Genomic DNA, 14,784 nt, shown 5'->3' with positions numbered 1-14,784 from the left:
GCGAATCGCTCTGGTGGGTGCCGACCTTGGTCGGCACAGTGCCGGCGACATCGCGATCTGACAGATGGTGCCAACCAAGGTTGGCACCTGCCAATTCCGAGCGGTGTCGGCGATTCCGATCCGCCGCAAGCAGACCTGATCGTCTGGTAGTGCCGGCCGCTGGCCGGCAACCTCACGATTCCCTGGTGGGCATCTGCCGGCCAGCGGCCGGCACTACCAAATGCGAGGCCGTGCGCAACGCAGGCTTCCGCCCTCAGGTATTGGCCGGCGAACTCAACGGCGGGCGCACCAGGTCGCGGTGGAAGAAATAGATTTCCTGCACCAGGAAGCGCCAACTGGTGTGGAAGCTGCGGAAGCGCGTGCTGGGCGTGGACGAGGCCAGCGCATCGATGCCGAGCGCCTTGCTCAGGCGCAGCGCGCGCGCCATGTGCAGCGGATCGCTGACGACGATCACCCGGTGCAGGCCGCGCTGGTCCATCAGCCGCTTGGCTTCAACCAGGTTCTGCACGGTATTGCGCGAAGCGGTTTCGATCAGGATCGCATCGTCCGGCACGCCATGCTTCAGCGCGTAACGCCGCGCCACCTGCGACTCGGAGAAGCGCGCACCGGTGCCGCCATAGCCACCGGTGAAGATCAGCAGCGGCGCATAGCGTGCTTCATACAGATCCAGCCCGTGGCGGATGCGTTCTTCGAACACCGGTGACGGCTTGGCGTCATAGGCGGCCGCACCCAGCACGATGATGGCGTCGGCCTTGGCGGCCTGGTCGCGTTCACCCACCCAGACGATCCAGGCGGTCACGCCCAGCAGCCAGATCACCAGCAGCACGAACAGCCGCCACAACCAGCCCAGCAGGCCGGTGCGTTCGCGGTGCCGCCCGCGGCTCACGCCGCCCCCCAGCGCAGCGCTGGCAGGTCGACGTTGCCGCCGGACAACACCAGGCCCACGCGCAGGCCGGCGAAGCGCTGCGGCTGCGCCAGCACCGCAGCCAGCACGGTGGCCGAAGAGGGCTCCACCACCTGCTTGAGCACGTCCCACAGCAGGCGCATCGCCGCCAGCGTCGCGGCGTCATCGACCACGATCACCTCGGCACCGGCGGCGCGCAGCAACTCGAAATTGGGCGCGCCAATCAGGGTACGCAGGCCATCGCAGATGGTGTCCGGGGTGAACGCGCCCTGGCGCTCGCCGATGGCCAGCGAGCGCGCGGTGTCATCGGCGCCGGCCGGCTCGGCCAGGATCAGCCGGGTCTGCGGACTGGCGTGCTGCAGGGCCAGCGCGGTACCGCTGGCCAGGCCACCGCCGCCCACCGGCACCACCAGCGCGTCGAACGGGCCGTCGCTGTGCAGCAGTTCCAGGGCCGCGGTGCCCTGCCCGGCCATCACCGCCGGGTTCGTATAGGGATGCACCAGGGTTGCGCCGGTATCGGCCTGCACCTTGGCGCAGGTGGCCTCGCGGTCGGCGATGGTCGGCGGGCAGCGCCAGAGCGTGGCGCCGTGGCGGGCGATGTTGGCCAGCTTGGCGGCCACCGCCCCCTCCGGCACCACCACATGGCAGGGGATGCCCCGGGTGCGTGCGGCCAGGGCCAGCGCGGCGCCGTGGTTGCCGGAGGAATGGGTCACCACACCAGCACTGGCGCGGTCGGCATCCAGCGACCACACCGCATTGCAGGCACCACGGAACTTGAATGCGCCACCACGCTGCAGGTGCTCGGCCTTGAAGGCCAACTGCGCACCGGTCATTGCATCGAGGGTGCGCGAGCGCAGCACCGGGGTCACGCTGGCATGCGGGGCAATCCTCGCAGCAGCAAGCAGGACATCATCGGCGCGGGGCAACAGTGAATCGCTCATGACGCAAGATTAACGTATGCCCCCGCGCTGGCGACCGGGGCACAGGTCATGCCAGCATGCAGGCCTACGCCGCCATTCATCCTGGCCAGCCGAATTAAGGGCCGATTCAATGCCCGCGCACGAAGCTGGCTGCACATCCGTCCTCTGGGGGGACCCACCATGAAAATGCGCCTGTTGCTTGCCGGTGGCCTGTTGTTGGGCCTGACTGGCTGCACCACCTACGACTATGTAGGCGGTGGCCGCGGTGGCGGCTACTACCACGGCGCGCCGTCGGTGGAGTACCGCTACCCGGCCGGCTATCCCTACAACTACGGCTACCCGTACTACGGTGGCTATGGCGGCTATTACGGCGGCTATGGCAACCCGTACTACTCGCGCCCGATCTACCGCCCGCCGCACAACCACCGCCCGCCGCCGCGTCCGCCCGGCAACGGCGGCGAGAATCGTCCGCCGCCGCCGCCGCGGCCGTCGTACAACGGCGGTTCCCCGTGGCGGAACATGGATTCGATGCGCCGCCCGCCGCAATCGAACATGCAGCCGCCGTCGCCCGCGCCGCAGGCCCGCCCGTCCCCGGCACCGAGTGCGCCGAGGATGAACGGTTCCCCCTGGCGCAACATGGATCGTGCGACGCAGCGCACAGTTGAGCGCTGAACCGTCTTGCATTTCACACGGTCCAACCCGCAATCTACGCGGACAGTGACGGCCCGCGTCACAAAGTGACAAAAACGACACGGGCCGCCGCAAAAAGCTCTACGTCGATATCCGACAGGAACATCTGGATCCCCCCTGTTCCGGCCCTGTCGGATGTCGGCACCTCTGAAGGCAGACGGCCCCGCAATGCGGGGCCGTTTGTTTTGCCGGGCCGCCAACCGGCGAGAGCCCCAGCGTCGGTGGATCCACGCCATGCGTGGACCGGGCCTTTCCCGGCACCCCAAAAAACAGGGCCGGACAGTCCCCCGACTGCCGGCCCTCTGCTCCCCCACCGTGCGCCTGTACCGGCCCCTGTTCCAATTCCGGTCACGGGCGCCTACGGCGCCAGCCACGGTGGGTGCTATTGGGTTATCTGCAAAAATCCTGCCAACTTTAGGGCTGATTTCGGCGCCGGCCGGCCGGTACCGACGTCCCGGCCCCGAATGGCGCTAAAATCGCCACCCCGGCGCCGCCCCCCGGCCGCGCCCGCCCCCAGCTGAACAGCCCCCATGAATCCGTCCTTCCATCGTTACGACGTCATCGTCATCGGCGGTGGCCACGCTGGCACCGAAGCCGCGCTGGCCGCGGCCCGCACCGGCGTGCGCACCCTGCTGCTGACCCACAACATCGAAACGGTGGGCGCGATGAGCTGCAACCCGGCCATCGGCGGCATCGGCAAGGGCCACCTGGTCAAGGAGATCGACGCCCTGGGCGGTGCGATGGCGCATGCCGCCGACCGCGCCGGCATCCAGTGGCGCACGTTGAACGCCTCCAAGGGCCCGGCCGTGCGTGCCACCCGTTGCCAGGCCGATCGCAACCTGTACCGCATGGCGATACGCGCCATCGTCGAAGGCCAGGCCAACCTGACCGTGTTCCAAGCCGCAGTGGACGATCTGGTCATCGAAGGCGACGCCGTGCGCGGCGTCATCACCCAGACCGGCCTGCGTTTCGACGCCGGGGCCGTGGTGCTGACGGCCGGTACCTTCCTCGCCGGCAAGATCCATGTGGGCCCCACCCAGTACGCCGCCGGCCGCATGGGCGACCCGCCGGCCACCACGCTGGCCGCGCGCCTGCGCGAGCGCCCGTTCCAGGTGGACCGCCTGAAGACCGGCACGCCGCCGCGCATCGATGGCCGCTCGCTGGACTACAGCGTGATGGACGAACAGCCCGGTGATTCCCCGCGCCCGGTGATGTCCTTCCTCGGCTCGGTGGACGAGCATCCGCAGCAGGTCAGCTGCTGGATCACCCACACCACCGAACAGACCCACCAGATCATCCGCGACGCGCTGCATCGCTCGCCGCTGTACAGCGGCCAGATCGAAGGCATCGGCCCGCGCTACTGCCCGTCCATCGAGGACAAGGTAGTGCGCTTCGCCGAGAAGGCCAGCCACCAGATCTTCGTCGAACCCGAAGGCCTGGGCATCATCGAGATCTATCCCAACGGCATCTCCACCTCGCTGCCGTTCGACGTGCAGCTGGAGATGGTGCGCAGCATCCGTGGTTTCGAAAACGCACACATCACCCGCCCCGGCTACGCGATCGAGTACGACTTCTTCGATCCGCGCGGGCTGAAGGCCTCGCTGGAGACCAAGCTGGTCAACGGCCTGTTCTTCGCCGGCCAGATCAACGGCACCACCGGCTATGAAGAAGCGGCCGCGCAGGGCCTGCTGGCCGGCCTCAACGCCGCACGCCAGGTATGTGGACTGGATGGCTGGTGCCCGCGCCGCGACGAGGCGTACCTGGGCGTGCTGGTGGATGACCTGATCACCCACGGCACCAACGAGCCCTACCGCATGTTCACCAGCCGCGCCGAATACCGCCTGCAGCTGCGCGAGGACAATGCCGACCAGCGCCTGACCCCCGCCGGCCGCGAAATGGGCCTGGTGGATGACCATCGCTGGAGCGCGTTCGAAACCAAGCAGGCCGCCGTCGCCGCCGAGCGCGCGCGCCTGGGCGCACTGTGGGCGACCCCGGCCAATGCACTGGGCCGCGAGGTACAGGACACGCTGGGCGTGGCGGTCAGCCGCGAAACCAATGTGCTGGACCTGATCAAGCGCCCCGAGCTGGATTACGCGCAGCTGATGCAGGTGCCGTCGTTGGGCCCGGCCGTGGCCGACGCCAAGGTGGCCGAGCAGGTGGAGATCGGCGTGAAGTACGCCGGCTACCTGGATCGCCAGCGCGAGGAGATCGAGCGGCAGCAGCGGCACGAAGCCACGCCGATCGCTGAAGCCTTCGATTATGCGACGGTACGCGGGCTGTCGGCCGAAGCGCTGCAGAAGCTGGAGCGCGTGCGCCCGCAGACCATCGGCCAGGCGCAGCGCATCCCGGGCATGACCCCGGCAGCGATCTCGCTGCTGCTGGTGCATCTGGAGCGGGCGCGCCGCGGCCGCGTGGCATAAGCGGTCGCACCTGCTTCTGGTGGGGGCCGACCTGGGTCGGCACATGAGTCTGCCCTGGTGGGTGCCGACCTTGGTCGGCACGAATCATCAGATCGCGATGCTGCATGCATTTGTGCCGACCAAGGTCGGCACCTACCGGAGCGGAAGGCACACCCACATTGGCGGGCCCGTTACCGCGCGTCCGCGCCACCACCCAACACCTTGAACAACGTCACCCGGTTGCCCGCCTCCTGCTGCTGCAGGGCGATCAGGTCCTGCTGCGCGGCATACAGGCTGCGCTGCGCATCCAACGACTGCAGGTAGCCATCCAGTCCAGTGCGGTAGCGCGCCTCGGCCAAGGTGTAGCTGCGCTGGCTGTCAGCCACCAACGCGCGTTGCGCGTCCAGCTGCGCGGTCAGGTGATCGCGCGTGGCCAGCGCATCGGCCACCTCACTGAAGGCCTGCTGGATCGCCTTCTCGTACTGCGCGATGCCGATGTCCTTGCCGATCTTCGAGGCATCCAGCGAGGCTTTCAGTGCACCGGCATGGAAGATCGGCGCGGTGATGCTGGGCACGAACGACCAGCCACGGGTGCCGGCCGAGAACAGCGTCGACAACGCGGTGGAGCTGTGCCCGTAGTTGGCAGTCAACGTCAGCGTCGGGAAGAATGCAGCGCGCGCGGCACCGATATCGGCGTTGGCTGCCTGCAACGCATGCTCAGCGGACAGCACGTCCGGGCGCTGCAGCAACACGCTGGAGGGCAGGTTGGCGGGCAGCGGTGCCAGCGCGACGCTGCCTTCCAGCACCTGCGTTGTCGGCAGCAGGGCCGGATCCAGCGGCGCCCCCACCAACAGCCGCAATGCATCGCGATCCTTCGCCTGCTGGGCCTGCAGCTTCGCCAGCGCACCGCGCGCGGCTTCCACGCTGGTCTGCACCTGCGACAGGTCCAGGCCCGAGGCCAGCCCCTGTGCATGGCGGGCCTCGGTGCGCTGCAGGGTCTGCTGCTGGCTGTCCAGCGTCTGTTGCGTGAATGCCAGCGACTGCTCGTCGGCCGCCAGCGCCAGCCACGCCGTCGCCACTTCAGCCACCAGGCTGGTGCGCGCGGCGCGCTGGTTCTCGGCGCTGGCCAGCCAGTTCTGCAGCGCCTCGTTCTTCAGGCTGCGGATACGCCCGAACAGGTCCAGCTCCCAGCTGCTGATGCCCACCTGCACGGCATCGGATTCGGTCACCTGGGTGACGCCGGTCTCGCTGTTGGCATCGCTCACCCGCGAACGGGTGACACTGCCGCTGGCATCTACCGACGGCAGCAGTGCCGCGCGCTGGATGCGGTACTGCGCGCGCTCCTTTTCCACCTGCAGCACCGCCACGCGCAGGTCGCGGTTGTTCTGCAGCGCCAGCGCGATGACCTGCTGCAGGCGCGGTTCCAGGAACACGTCGCGCCAGGCCGGCATCGCCAGTGCCGGTTCGGCCTCGCCGGTGCCGGCATTGCCGAACTGTGCCGGCACCGGCGCCTCGGGTCGCTGGTAGTGCGGGGCCATGCTCACGCAGCCGCCCAGCACGGCGGTCATCGTTGCGGCCGCCAGGGCGCGCAGCAGCATCGGCTTCATGGGCTTGTCTCCGGGACAGTGGCGTCGGCCGGCGCGCGGCCCGGGAACAGGCGGCGCACCAGCAGGTAGAACAACGGCACGAAGAACATGCCCAGCACCATCGAGGCAACCGTACCACCGGCCACGCCGGTACCCAGCGAACGGCGCGCAGCCGAACCGGCGCCGGTGGCGAACACCAGCGGCAGTACGCCCATCAGGAACGCCAGCGAGGTCATTACGATCGGCCGCAGCCGCAGATAGACGGCCTGCAGGATCGCTTCGCGGGTGCTCTTGCCCTGCTGTTCGAGGATGCGCGCGAACTCGACGATCAGGATGCCGTTCTTCGCTGCCAGACCAATCGTGGTCAACAGGCCGACCTGGAAGTACACGTCGTTGTTGAGGCCACGCAGGTTCATCATCAGCACGGCGCCGAACATGCCCACCGGCACCGCCAGCATCACCGCGAACGGCACCGCCCAGCTTTCATACAGCGCGGCCAGGCACAGGAACACGAACAGCAGCGAGATGGCGTACAGCATCGGCGCCTGGTTGCCCGACAGCTGTTCCTGGTAGGCCATGTCCGACCAGGCATGGCTGAAGCCTTCCGGCAGCGTGTCGGCCAGGCGCGCGATCTCGGCCATCGCCTCGCCGGAGCTGACGCCCGGTGCCGGCTGGCCGGTGATTTCCATCGCCGAGATGCCGTTGTAGCGCTGCAGTGCGGCCGGCGCGCTGGTCCAATGCGTGCTGATCAACGACGACAGCGGCACCATCTGCCCGGCCTGGTTGCGCACGCTCCAGCGCTCGATGTCCTGCGGCTGCATGCGTGCTTCGGCGGTGCCCTGGATGAACACCTTCTTGATGCGGCCCTTGTAGATGAAGTTGTTGACGAAGTCGCCGCCCAACGCCGCGTTCAAGGTGTCATTGACGTCCTGCGGGTTCACGCCCATCGCCTGCGCCTTGGCGTCGTCCACCTTCACCGCGTATACCGGCGCGTCTTCCAGGCTGGCGTAGCGCACGTTGACCAGCTTCGGGTCCTTGGCGGCTTCCTTCAGCAGCGTGTTGCGCGCGGCCACGGCGGCGGCATGGCCTGCACCGCCTTCGTCCTGCAGTTCCAGGGTGAAGCCACCCGCATCGCCGAGGCCCAGGATGGCCGGTGGCGAGGTGATGAACACCTGCGCATCGGGCACGCTGGCCATCGCCCGCGTCAAGCGTGCGGCGATGGTATCGGCGTCGTCCTTGCGGTCATCCCAGTCCTTCAGCCGGATGAAGGCCTGGCCGACGTTCTGGCCGCTGCCGGTAACACTGAAACCGGCGGTGGCCTGGATCGAGAGCACGCCGTCGTCCTTCACCGCGACGGCACTCAGACGATCCATCACCGCCCGCGTCTGCTCCAGCGTGGAACCGGCCGGCAGCTTCACCAGCGCGTTGAGCATGCCCTGGTCTTCATCGGGCAGGAACGCGCCCGGCAGGTGCCACAGCAACAGGCCGGTGGCCACGCTCAGCACCAGGTAGAACAGCACGCCGAGCGTGCGGCGGCCGAGGAAACGATCCACGCGGTGACGCAGGCCGTTGGAGGTGCGCTCGAAGCGGTGGTTGAACCAGATGAAGAACTTGCCCAGCAGGCTGGGTTCGCCACCGTGGTCGCCATGCGGATGGCCGCCCTTGGGAATCTGGTGCAGGATGCTGCCACACAGTGCCGGGGTGATGGTCATCGCCACCAGCACCGACAGGATCATCGCGGCGGCGATCGTCACCGAGAACTGGCGATAGATCACCCCGGTTACACCGCTGAAGAACGCCATCGGCAGGAACACCGCGGTCAGCACCAGCACGATGCCGACCAGCGCGCCGGTGATCTGGCCCATCGCCTTCAGCGTGGCCGGCTTCGGCGCCAGCCCTTCGAAGGTCATCACCCGCTCCACGTTCTCCACCACCACGATGGCATCGTCCACCAGCAGGCCGATGGCCAGCACCAGTGCGAACATGGTCAGGGTGTTGATCGAATACCCGAATGCAGCCAGCACGCCGAACGTGCCCAGCAGCACCACCGGCACCGCGATGGTCGGGATCAGCGTGGCGCGCCAGTTCTGCAGGAACAGGTACATCACCAGCACCACCAGGATGATCGCTTCGATCAGGGTGATCACCACTTCCTTCAGCGAAATGGTCACGAATGGCGTGGTGGTGAAGGCCACGTGGGCGGTGTAGCCATGCGGCCAGTACTTCTGCAGCTGCTGAAGCCGTGCATCGATGGCCTTGGAGACGGCGATCGCGTTGGCACCGGCATTGAGTTCAATGCCCAGCGACGCCGACGGCTTGCCATTGAAGGTGCTGATGCTGTCGTAGCTTTCCGGCCCGAGGCCGATCTTCGCCACGTCGCCCAGACGCACCACGCTGCCGTTGGAATCGGCCTTGAGCACCACCTGCGCGAACTGCTCGGGCGTGTGCAGGCGGCTGCGCGCGGTTACCGTAGCGTCGAGCTGCTGGCCCTTCAGCGCCGGCTGGCCACCCAGCTCACCGGCGGAGACATCGGTGTTCTGTGCCTGCAGTGCGGTCTCGATGTCCGAGGGCATCAGCGCGTACTGGCGCATCTTCTCCGGATCCAGCCAGATGCGCATGGCGTATTCCTGGCCGATCGGCTGGATGTTGCCGACACCGCTGACGCGGCTGATCTGGTCATCGATGCGCGCTTCCATGAAGTTGGCGACATCGAAGTTGTCCATGCTGCCGTCTTCGCTGGTGAACGACAGCACCTCGAAGATCGAACCACTGGACTTGGTGATGGTCAGGCCGTTCTGCTGCACCGCCTGCGGCAGCGTGGCCATGGCGGCCTGCAGCTGGTTCTGCACCTGCACCTGCGCGGTATCCGGATTGGTACCGGTGGCGAACACCAGGTTGACCTGCGCCGAGCCGTCGGAGGCACTGGTCGAGGTCATGTACATCAGGTGATCGAGGCTTTGCTGGGACTGCTCGATGACCTGGGTGACCGCGTTTTCCACGGTCTGCGACGAGGCGCCGGTGTAGGTGGCGCGGATGGTGATGGTGGGCGGGGCGATCTGCGGGTAGCGGTCCACCGGCAGGATCAGGATCGCGAGCAGGCCGAGCAGGCTGACCGCGATGGCGATCACCCAGGCGAAGATCGGCCGGTCGATGAAGAAACGAACCATGTGGGCCAGGCCTCAGTGCGACTTTTCGTCGGTGTTGCCGTTCGGATCGACCGCCGGCATCGCCGCCAACTGCGCCGTCGTGGCCGCCACCGCTTTCACCTGCTGGCCGAGCGATACCGCGCTGCCGTTGCTGACGATCACCCGTTCGCCAGCCTTGAGGCCGCTGGTGATCTGCCACTGGTTACCGACCACCTGGCCGGTGCTGACGCGGCGCTCGACCACATGATCCTTGGCGTCGAGCAGGCGCAGCAGCGGTTCGCCGCGCTCGTTGCGCACCACCGCCTTCTGCGGCACCAGCAGGGCACGCGCGTCGGTGGCCATCGGCAGCACCGCCTTCAGGTACATGCCCGGCAACAGCAGGCCGTCCGGGTTCGGAATGACCGCGCGCAGCTTCACGTTGCCGGTGCTCGGATCCACTGCGCTGCCGACGAACTCCAACGTGCCTTCATGCGCGTAGGTGCTGCCGTCCTCCAGCAGCACCTTTACCTGTGCCTTGCCATCGATGGCCTTCACCAGGCCCGCATCGAGCTGCTTGCGCAGCGCCAGCATCTGCGTGCTGGACTGGGTGACATCCAGGTACACCGGGTCCAGCCGCTGGATGGTGGTCAGTGCCGTATCCTGGCCGGCCGCGACCAGCGCGCCGGCGGTGACGCTGGAGGTGCCGATGCGGCCGTCGATGGGGGCGGTCACCCGGGTGTAGTCGAGGTTGATGCGGGCAGCCTGCAATGCAGCGCGCGCGGCAATCACGTTGGCCTGCGCCTGCTTCAACGCCGAGGTGGCATCGTCGGCGTCCTGCTTGCTGGCTGCATCCATGCTCACCAGCGCGCGGGTACGCTCGGCCTTCGGCTGTGCCGACAACACGGTGGCCTCGGCCTGCGCCAGCTGCCCGCGGGCGGTATCGAAGGCCGCCTGGTACGGTGCCGGGTCGACCTGGTACAGCAGCTGCCCTGCCTTGACCTGCTGGCCTTCGGTGAACAACCGCTGGCGGATCAGGCCGCCGATCTGCGGCCGCACCTCGGAGATCTCGAACGGCACGGCACGGCCGGGCAAGGTCTGCTGGAGTGCCAGCGGCTGCGCGCGGGCGATGATGACGCCCACTTCGGGCATGGCCGGGGCATCGGTCCTGCCCGCCGAACAGGCGGCCAGGGCCAGCAGCAGGGGCAACAGCAGGGGACGCGGGGAACGGGACAGCGGGCGCAGGAGGGACATGGGGGGCGTGGGGGCCTTGCGTTGACCCGTGCACGCTGCCGTGAAACTGTGCAGAGAATATGGAGATTGTGCGACGGGCTCAGCTGGCGCTTGCTTTCGGCGCCGCATGCGCCGCTAATGGCCTTCGCGATGGCGAAGTTCCAACTCAAATTCGGCCTGACCGCGAAGACCTTCCTCGCGATCTTCACCGCCTGCCTGCTGGTGCTGGCAGTGAACGGTATTGCCAGCCGCGTGGCCTTCCAGACCGGCTTCCTGGACTACCTCAACGACCAGGGCGACCTGCGCATGCAGCGGCTGATGCCACACCTGCAGCGCGAGTACCGCGAGCACGGTGGCTGGGAGCATCTGCACGGTGATGGCGACCGCTGGGCGCGGCTGCTGCGCCCGGACCTGGCCCATGGGCACGAAGGACCGGTGCCGTCGCTGTCCGACCAGACCGGCGTGCCGTCGCGCCTGGGCCTGTTCGACGCGCAGCACCGTTTCGTGGCCGGCAACCCCGACGCCACCAGCGATGACGAGCCGCATGCGGTGCAGGTGGACGGGCAGACCATCGGTTGGCTGGGCATGGTGCCGTTCCAGACCGTCATCGCCACCAACGACCTGAACTTCTACAACACCCAGGTGCGCGCCTGGTGGGTGATCGGCATCGCGCTACTGCTGGTGACGGTACTGCTGGCCTGGCTGGTATCGCGTGCGCTGCGCCAGCGCCTTGCCAAGCTGGCCGCTGCCACCCACCGGTTGGCCGCCGGTGACTACGCCACCCGCATCGAGCGCACCAGTGACGATGAGCTGGACGCGCTGGTCAACGACTTCAACCGGATGGCGCAGGCGCTGGACGATACCGAACGCAACCGCCGCGCCTTCATTGCCGACATCTCGCATGAGCTGCGCACGCCATTGGCCGTGGTGCGGGCCGAGCTGGAGGCGATCGAAGATGGCATCCGTCCGCTGGACCGGGCCAACCTGGTGGGCCTGCAGGGCGAGATCCGCCAGCTGGGCAAGCTGATCGACGACCTGCACGACCTGTCGATGACCCAGTCCGGCGGCCTGGCGTACCGCTTCGCGCCACTGGACCTGGTGGCGCTGCTGCGCAGCGAACTCAATGGCATGCGCGTGCGCTTCGCCAATGCAGGCCTGGCGTTGGAAGAAGACCTGCCCGCCACGCCGTTGCAGGTGTCCGGTGACGAGCGGCGCCTGCAGCAGGTGCTGGCCAACCTGCTGGAAAACGCACTGCGCTACACCCATGCCGGTGGCCGCGTACGCGTGCAGGCAGCGCGCGTGCCTGCCGGCGTGCAGCTGGTCGTGGAAGACACCGCGCCGGGCGTTCCGCCCGACAAGTGTGCACTGCTGTTCGAACGCTTCTACCGCGTGGAAAGTTCGCGCAACCGCGCCAGTGGCGGCAGCGGGCTGGGCCTGGCCATCAGCCACAACATCATCCTCGCCCACCACGGCGTCATCCACGCCGCGCCCTCGCCGCTGGGCGGGCTGCGCGTGGTCATCACCCTGCCGGAGCCTGCATGAGTGCGTCGCCCGCCACGTCCACGAAGATCCTGATCGTCGAGGACGAGCCACGCCTGGCCTCGGTACTGCGCGACTACCTGGCCGCCGCCGGCATGGCCAGCGAGTGGGTGGACGACGGTGGCCAGGTGATCGACGCGTTCGTGCGCTACCAGCCCGACCTGGTGCTGCTGGACCTGATGCTGCCGCAGCGCGACGGCGTGGACCTGTGCCGCGAACTGCGTGCCAGCAGCGATGTACCGGTCATCATGGTCACCGCACGGGTGGAAGAGATCGACCGCCTGCTGGGCCTGGACATCGGTGCCGACGACTACATCTGCAAGCCGTTCAGCCCGCGCGAAGTCGTCGCGCGGGTGGTGGCGGTACTGCGCCGCTATCGCCCGGATCCCGCTGCACGCGCCAACAGCGGGCTGCACATCGACGAACCGGCGGCACGCGCCACCTGGAACGGCAAGGGCCTGGACCTGACGCCGGTGGAGTACCGCCTGCTGCGCACCCTGCTGGCCACGCCAGGCCGGATCTGGGCGCGCGATGAGCTGCTCGACCGCCTCTATCTGGACCATCGCGTGGTGGTCGACCGCACCGTCGACAGCCATGTGCGCAACCTGCGCCGCAAGCTGGCCGACGCCGGCATGGAAGGCGAGCCGATCCGTTCGGTGTACGGCATGGGCTACAGCTACGAGCCCTAGCCGGTAGTGCCGGCCGCTGGCCGGCAACCGCAGAATTCCAAGTGCGCCCGTGAGCTTGCCGGCCAGCGGCCGGCACTACCGGTGCGCACTTGCGTTACAGTCGAGCACGCTCGACATTACGAACACAACTGCATGGACGACATCCACCCGATCGCGCCGGACAAGCGCGCCGCCATCCTTTCCACCCTGGCTGACATCGAACAGCGCTACGACGTACGCGTGCTGCTGGCCTGCGAGTCGGGCAGCCGCGGCTGGGGCTTTTCCTCGCCCGACAGCGACTACGACGCGCGCTTCATCTACGTGCATCGCCAGCCTTGGTATCTCAGCGTCAACGAGAGCACCGGTCCCGGCGAAGCGCAGCGCGATGTGATCGAACTGCCGATCGACGATGAGCTCGACGTGAGCGGCTGGGACCTGCGCAAGGCACTGCGACTGGTTTCAAAATCCAATCCGACACTGATCGAGTGGCTGCGCTCGCCGATCGTCTACCAGCAGGATCAGGCGGCGGTGTCACAGTTGTGGGAAGCAGCGAAAGCGTTCCATTCACCGCTGGGCACCTGGTGGCACTACTTCAACATGGCGCGCTCGAACCATCGCGGCTACCTGCGTGGCGAAACGGTGCGCACCAAGAAGTACCTGTACGTGCTGCGCCCACTGCTGGCCTGCCAGTGGATAGAGCACGAACAGACACCCCCGCCGATGGCCTTCGAGGATCTGCTGGACCGGCTGCTGCCAGACGGTGCGGTGCGTGAAGTCATCGATGCCTTGCTGGCGGTCAAACGGGCCAGCGCCGAGGTCGCCGCCGGGCCACGCATTGCGGCGATCAGCGACTACATCGATCGTGAACTGGCCATCCGGACTGCGCAGGCGCCACAGCTGCCCGCCGGACGAGGTGATGCTGCGTGGCTGGATGAGCTGTTCCGGCAGATGCTGGCCGAGCACGCGCCTGCGTGAAGAGCCGCACCTGCCTCTGGTAGTGCCGGCCGCTGGCCGGCAACCACGGAAATCCAGGCGTGCCGCGCGGTTGCCGGCCAGCGGCCGGCACTACCACACGGGTATCATCGTCGCGAACGCCCTGATTTCCGGAGACCCCGATGAACCCGCTGCGCCCCTTCCGCGACAAGATGCCCGTCCTCGGCGAGCGCGTGTACATCGACCCGTCGTGCACGATCATCGGTGACGTGGAACTGGGCGACGACGTGTCGGTGTGGCCGGGCACGGTCATCCGCGGTGACGTCAATTACGTACGCATCGGTGCACGCACCAACGTGCAGGACGGCACCATCATCCACGTCAGCCACTACAGCCCGTACAACAAGGCCGGCTACCCGACCCTGATCGGCGAAGGCGTGACCGTCGGCCACGGCTGCATCATCCACGCCTGCACGATCGGCGATTACAGCCTGATCGGCATGGGCGCCTGCATCCTCGACGGTGCCCGCGTTGAACGCCACGGCTTCGTCGGTGCCGGCGCGGTGATCGGTCCCGGCAAGGTGGTGGGCGAAGGCAAGCTGTGGGTCGGCAATCCGGCCCGGCCGGCACGCACGCTGAGCGACAAGGAGATCGAGTCACTGCACTATTCGGCCGACCACTACGTGCGGCTGAAGGACGAATACCGGGGCTGAGCAGCCAACGCTGCCGCGCGGCTCTGCTAAAGTCTGGGCCCGACCAGGACCTGTCGAGACCCCCATGCCTGTGGTTG

Annotated in this window: 11 protein-coding genes; 6 read left to right on the top strand and 5 right to left on the bottom strand. The window is 67.7% G+C overall.

From position 1 onward, the window contains the following. Window positions 1-253 precede the first annotated feature (253 nt). Together AC5P6S_RS19655 and AC5P6S_RS19650 are read right to left on the bottom strand one after the other, a co-directional pair. Window positions 254-898 (bottom strand): YdcF family protein, encoded by a 645-nt coding sequence (locus AC5P6S_RS19655; protein ID WP_024958800.1) that lies wholly within the window; start codon window positions 896-898, stop codon window positions 254-256. After that, entirely contained in the window at window positions 883-1,845 is a 963-nt protein-coding gene (locus AC5P6S_RS19650; protein WP_049451257.1) for a pyridoxal-phosphate dependent enzyme, read from the bottom strand. Before AC5P6S_RS19650 ends, AC5P6S_RS19655 begins: the two co-directional genes overlap by 16 nt. A 159-nt stretch (window positions 1,846-2,004) precedes the next feature. Between AC5P6S_RS19650 and AC5P6S_RS19645 the strand changes: the two genes are divergently transcribed. Together AC5P6S_RS19645 and mnmG are read left to right on the top strand one after the other, a co-directional pair. Next, complete coding sequence (locus AC5P6S_RS19645) at window positions 2,005-2,496, top strand: hypothetical protein (protein ID WP_005411522.1); 492 nt, start codon at window positions 2,005-2,007, stop codon at window positions 2,494-2,496. 548 nt (window positions 2,497-3,044) lie between these two features. Continuing rightward, window positions 3,045-4,934 carry a tRNA uridine-5-carboxymethylaminomethyl(34) synthesis enzyme MnmG gene (mnmG, locus tag AC5P6S_RS19640; RefSeq protein WP_043035561.1) on the top strand — a complete coding sequence of 630 codons (1,890 nt, stop codon included), beginning with the start codon at window positions 3,045-3,047 and terminating at the stop codon, window positions 4,932-4,934. A gap of 170 nt (window positions 4,935-5,104) precedes the next feature. On the opposite strand, the gene smeC is transcribed toward mnmG, so the two are convergent. From smeC to smeA, 3 genes are read right to left on the bottom strand one after another with little or no spacing between them, the layout of a single operon-like run. Next, window positions 5,105-6,520: a multidrug efflux transporter outer membrane subunit SmeC gene (gene smeC / locus AC5P6S_RS19635; RefSeq protein WP_099470420.1), complete on the bottom strand. Its 1,416-nt coding sequence runs from the start codon at window positions 6,518-6,520 to the stop codon at window positions 5,105-5,107. Next, window positions 6,517-9,666, bottom strand: a complete 3,150-nt coding sequence (gene smeB, locus AC5P6S_RS19630; protein ID WP_076739933.1) for a multidrug efflux RND transporter permease subunit SmeB — start codon at window positions 9,664-9,666, stop codon at window positions 6,517-6,519. The genes smeC and smeB overlap by 4 nt, the downstream gene beginning before the upstream one ends. Before the next feature lie 12 nt (window positions 9,667-9,678). Then, complete coding sequence (smeA, locus tag AC5P6S_RS19625; RefSeq protein ID WP_235643542.1) at window positions 9,679-10,875, bottom strand: multidrug efflux RND transporter periplasmic adaptor subunit SmeA; 1,197 nt, start codon at window positions 10,873-10,875, stop codon at window positions 9,679-9,681. 117 nt (window positions 10,876-10,992) lie between these two features. Between smeA and baeS the strand changes: the two genes are divergently transcribed. The 4 genes from baeS to AC5P6S_RS19605 all read left to right on the top strand — a co-directional run bounded on the left by baeS (window position 10,993) and on the right by AC5P6S_RS19605 (window position 14,707). Beyond that, the gene (gene baeS / locus AC5P6S_RS19620; RefSeq protein WP_235643543.1) at window positions 10,993-12,396 is read left to right on the top strand and encodes a sensor histidine kinase efflux regulator BaeS; all 1,404 of its coding nucleotides are present in this window, start codon (window positions 10,993-10,995) and stop codon (window positions 12,394-12,396) included. After that, entirely contained in the window at window positions 12,393-13,082 is a 690-nt protein-coding gene (locus AC5P6S_RS19615; RefSeq protein ID WP_099527032.1) for a response regulator, read from the top strand. The genes baeS and AC5P6S_RS19615 overlap by 4 nt, the downstream gene beginning before the upstream one ends. Window positions 13,083-13,214: 132 nt before the next feature. Further along, the gene (locus AC5P6S_RS19610) at window positions 13,215-14,036 is read left to right on the top strand and encodes a nucleotidyltransferase domain-containing protein (RefSeq protein WP_005411529.1); all 822 of its coding nucleotides are present in this window, start codon (window positions 13,215-13,217) and stop codon (window positions 14,034-14,036) included. A 140-nt stretch (window positions 14,037-14,176) separates the two neighbouring features. Beyond that, window positions 14,177-14,707 carry a gamma carbonic anhydrase family protein gene (locus AC5P6S_RS19605; RefSeq protein WP_235643544.1) on the top strand — a complete coding sequence of 177 codons (531 nt, stop codon included), beginning with the start codon at window positions 14,177-14,179 and terminating at the stop codon, window positions 14,705-14,707. Window positions 14,708-14,784: the final 77 nt, after the last annotated feature.

The sequence above is a fragment of the Stenotrophomonas sp. YJH_SMC_119 genome, from assembly GCF_059368315.1.
The sequence above is the reverse complement of the archived record's forward strand: the minus strand, read 5'-3'. Positions and strand labels throughout refer to the sequence as shown.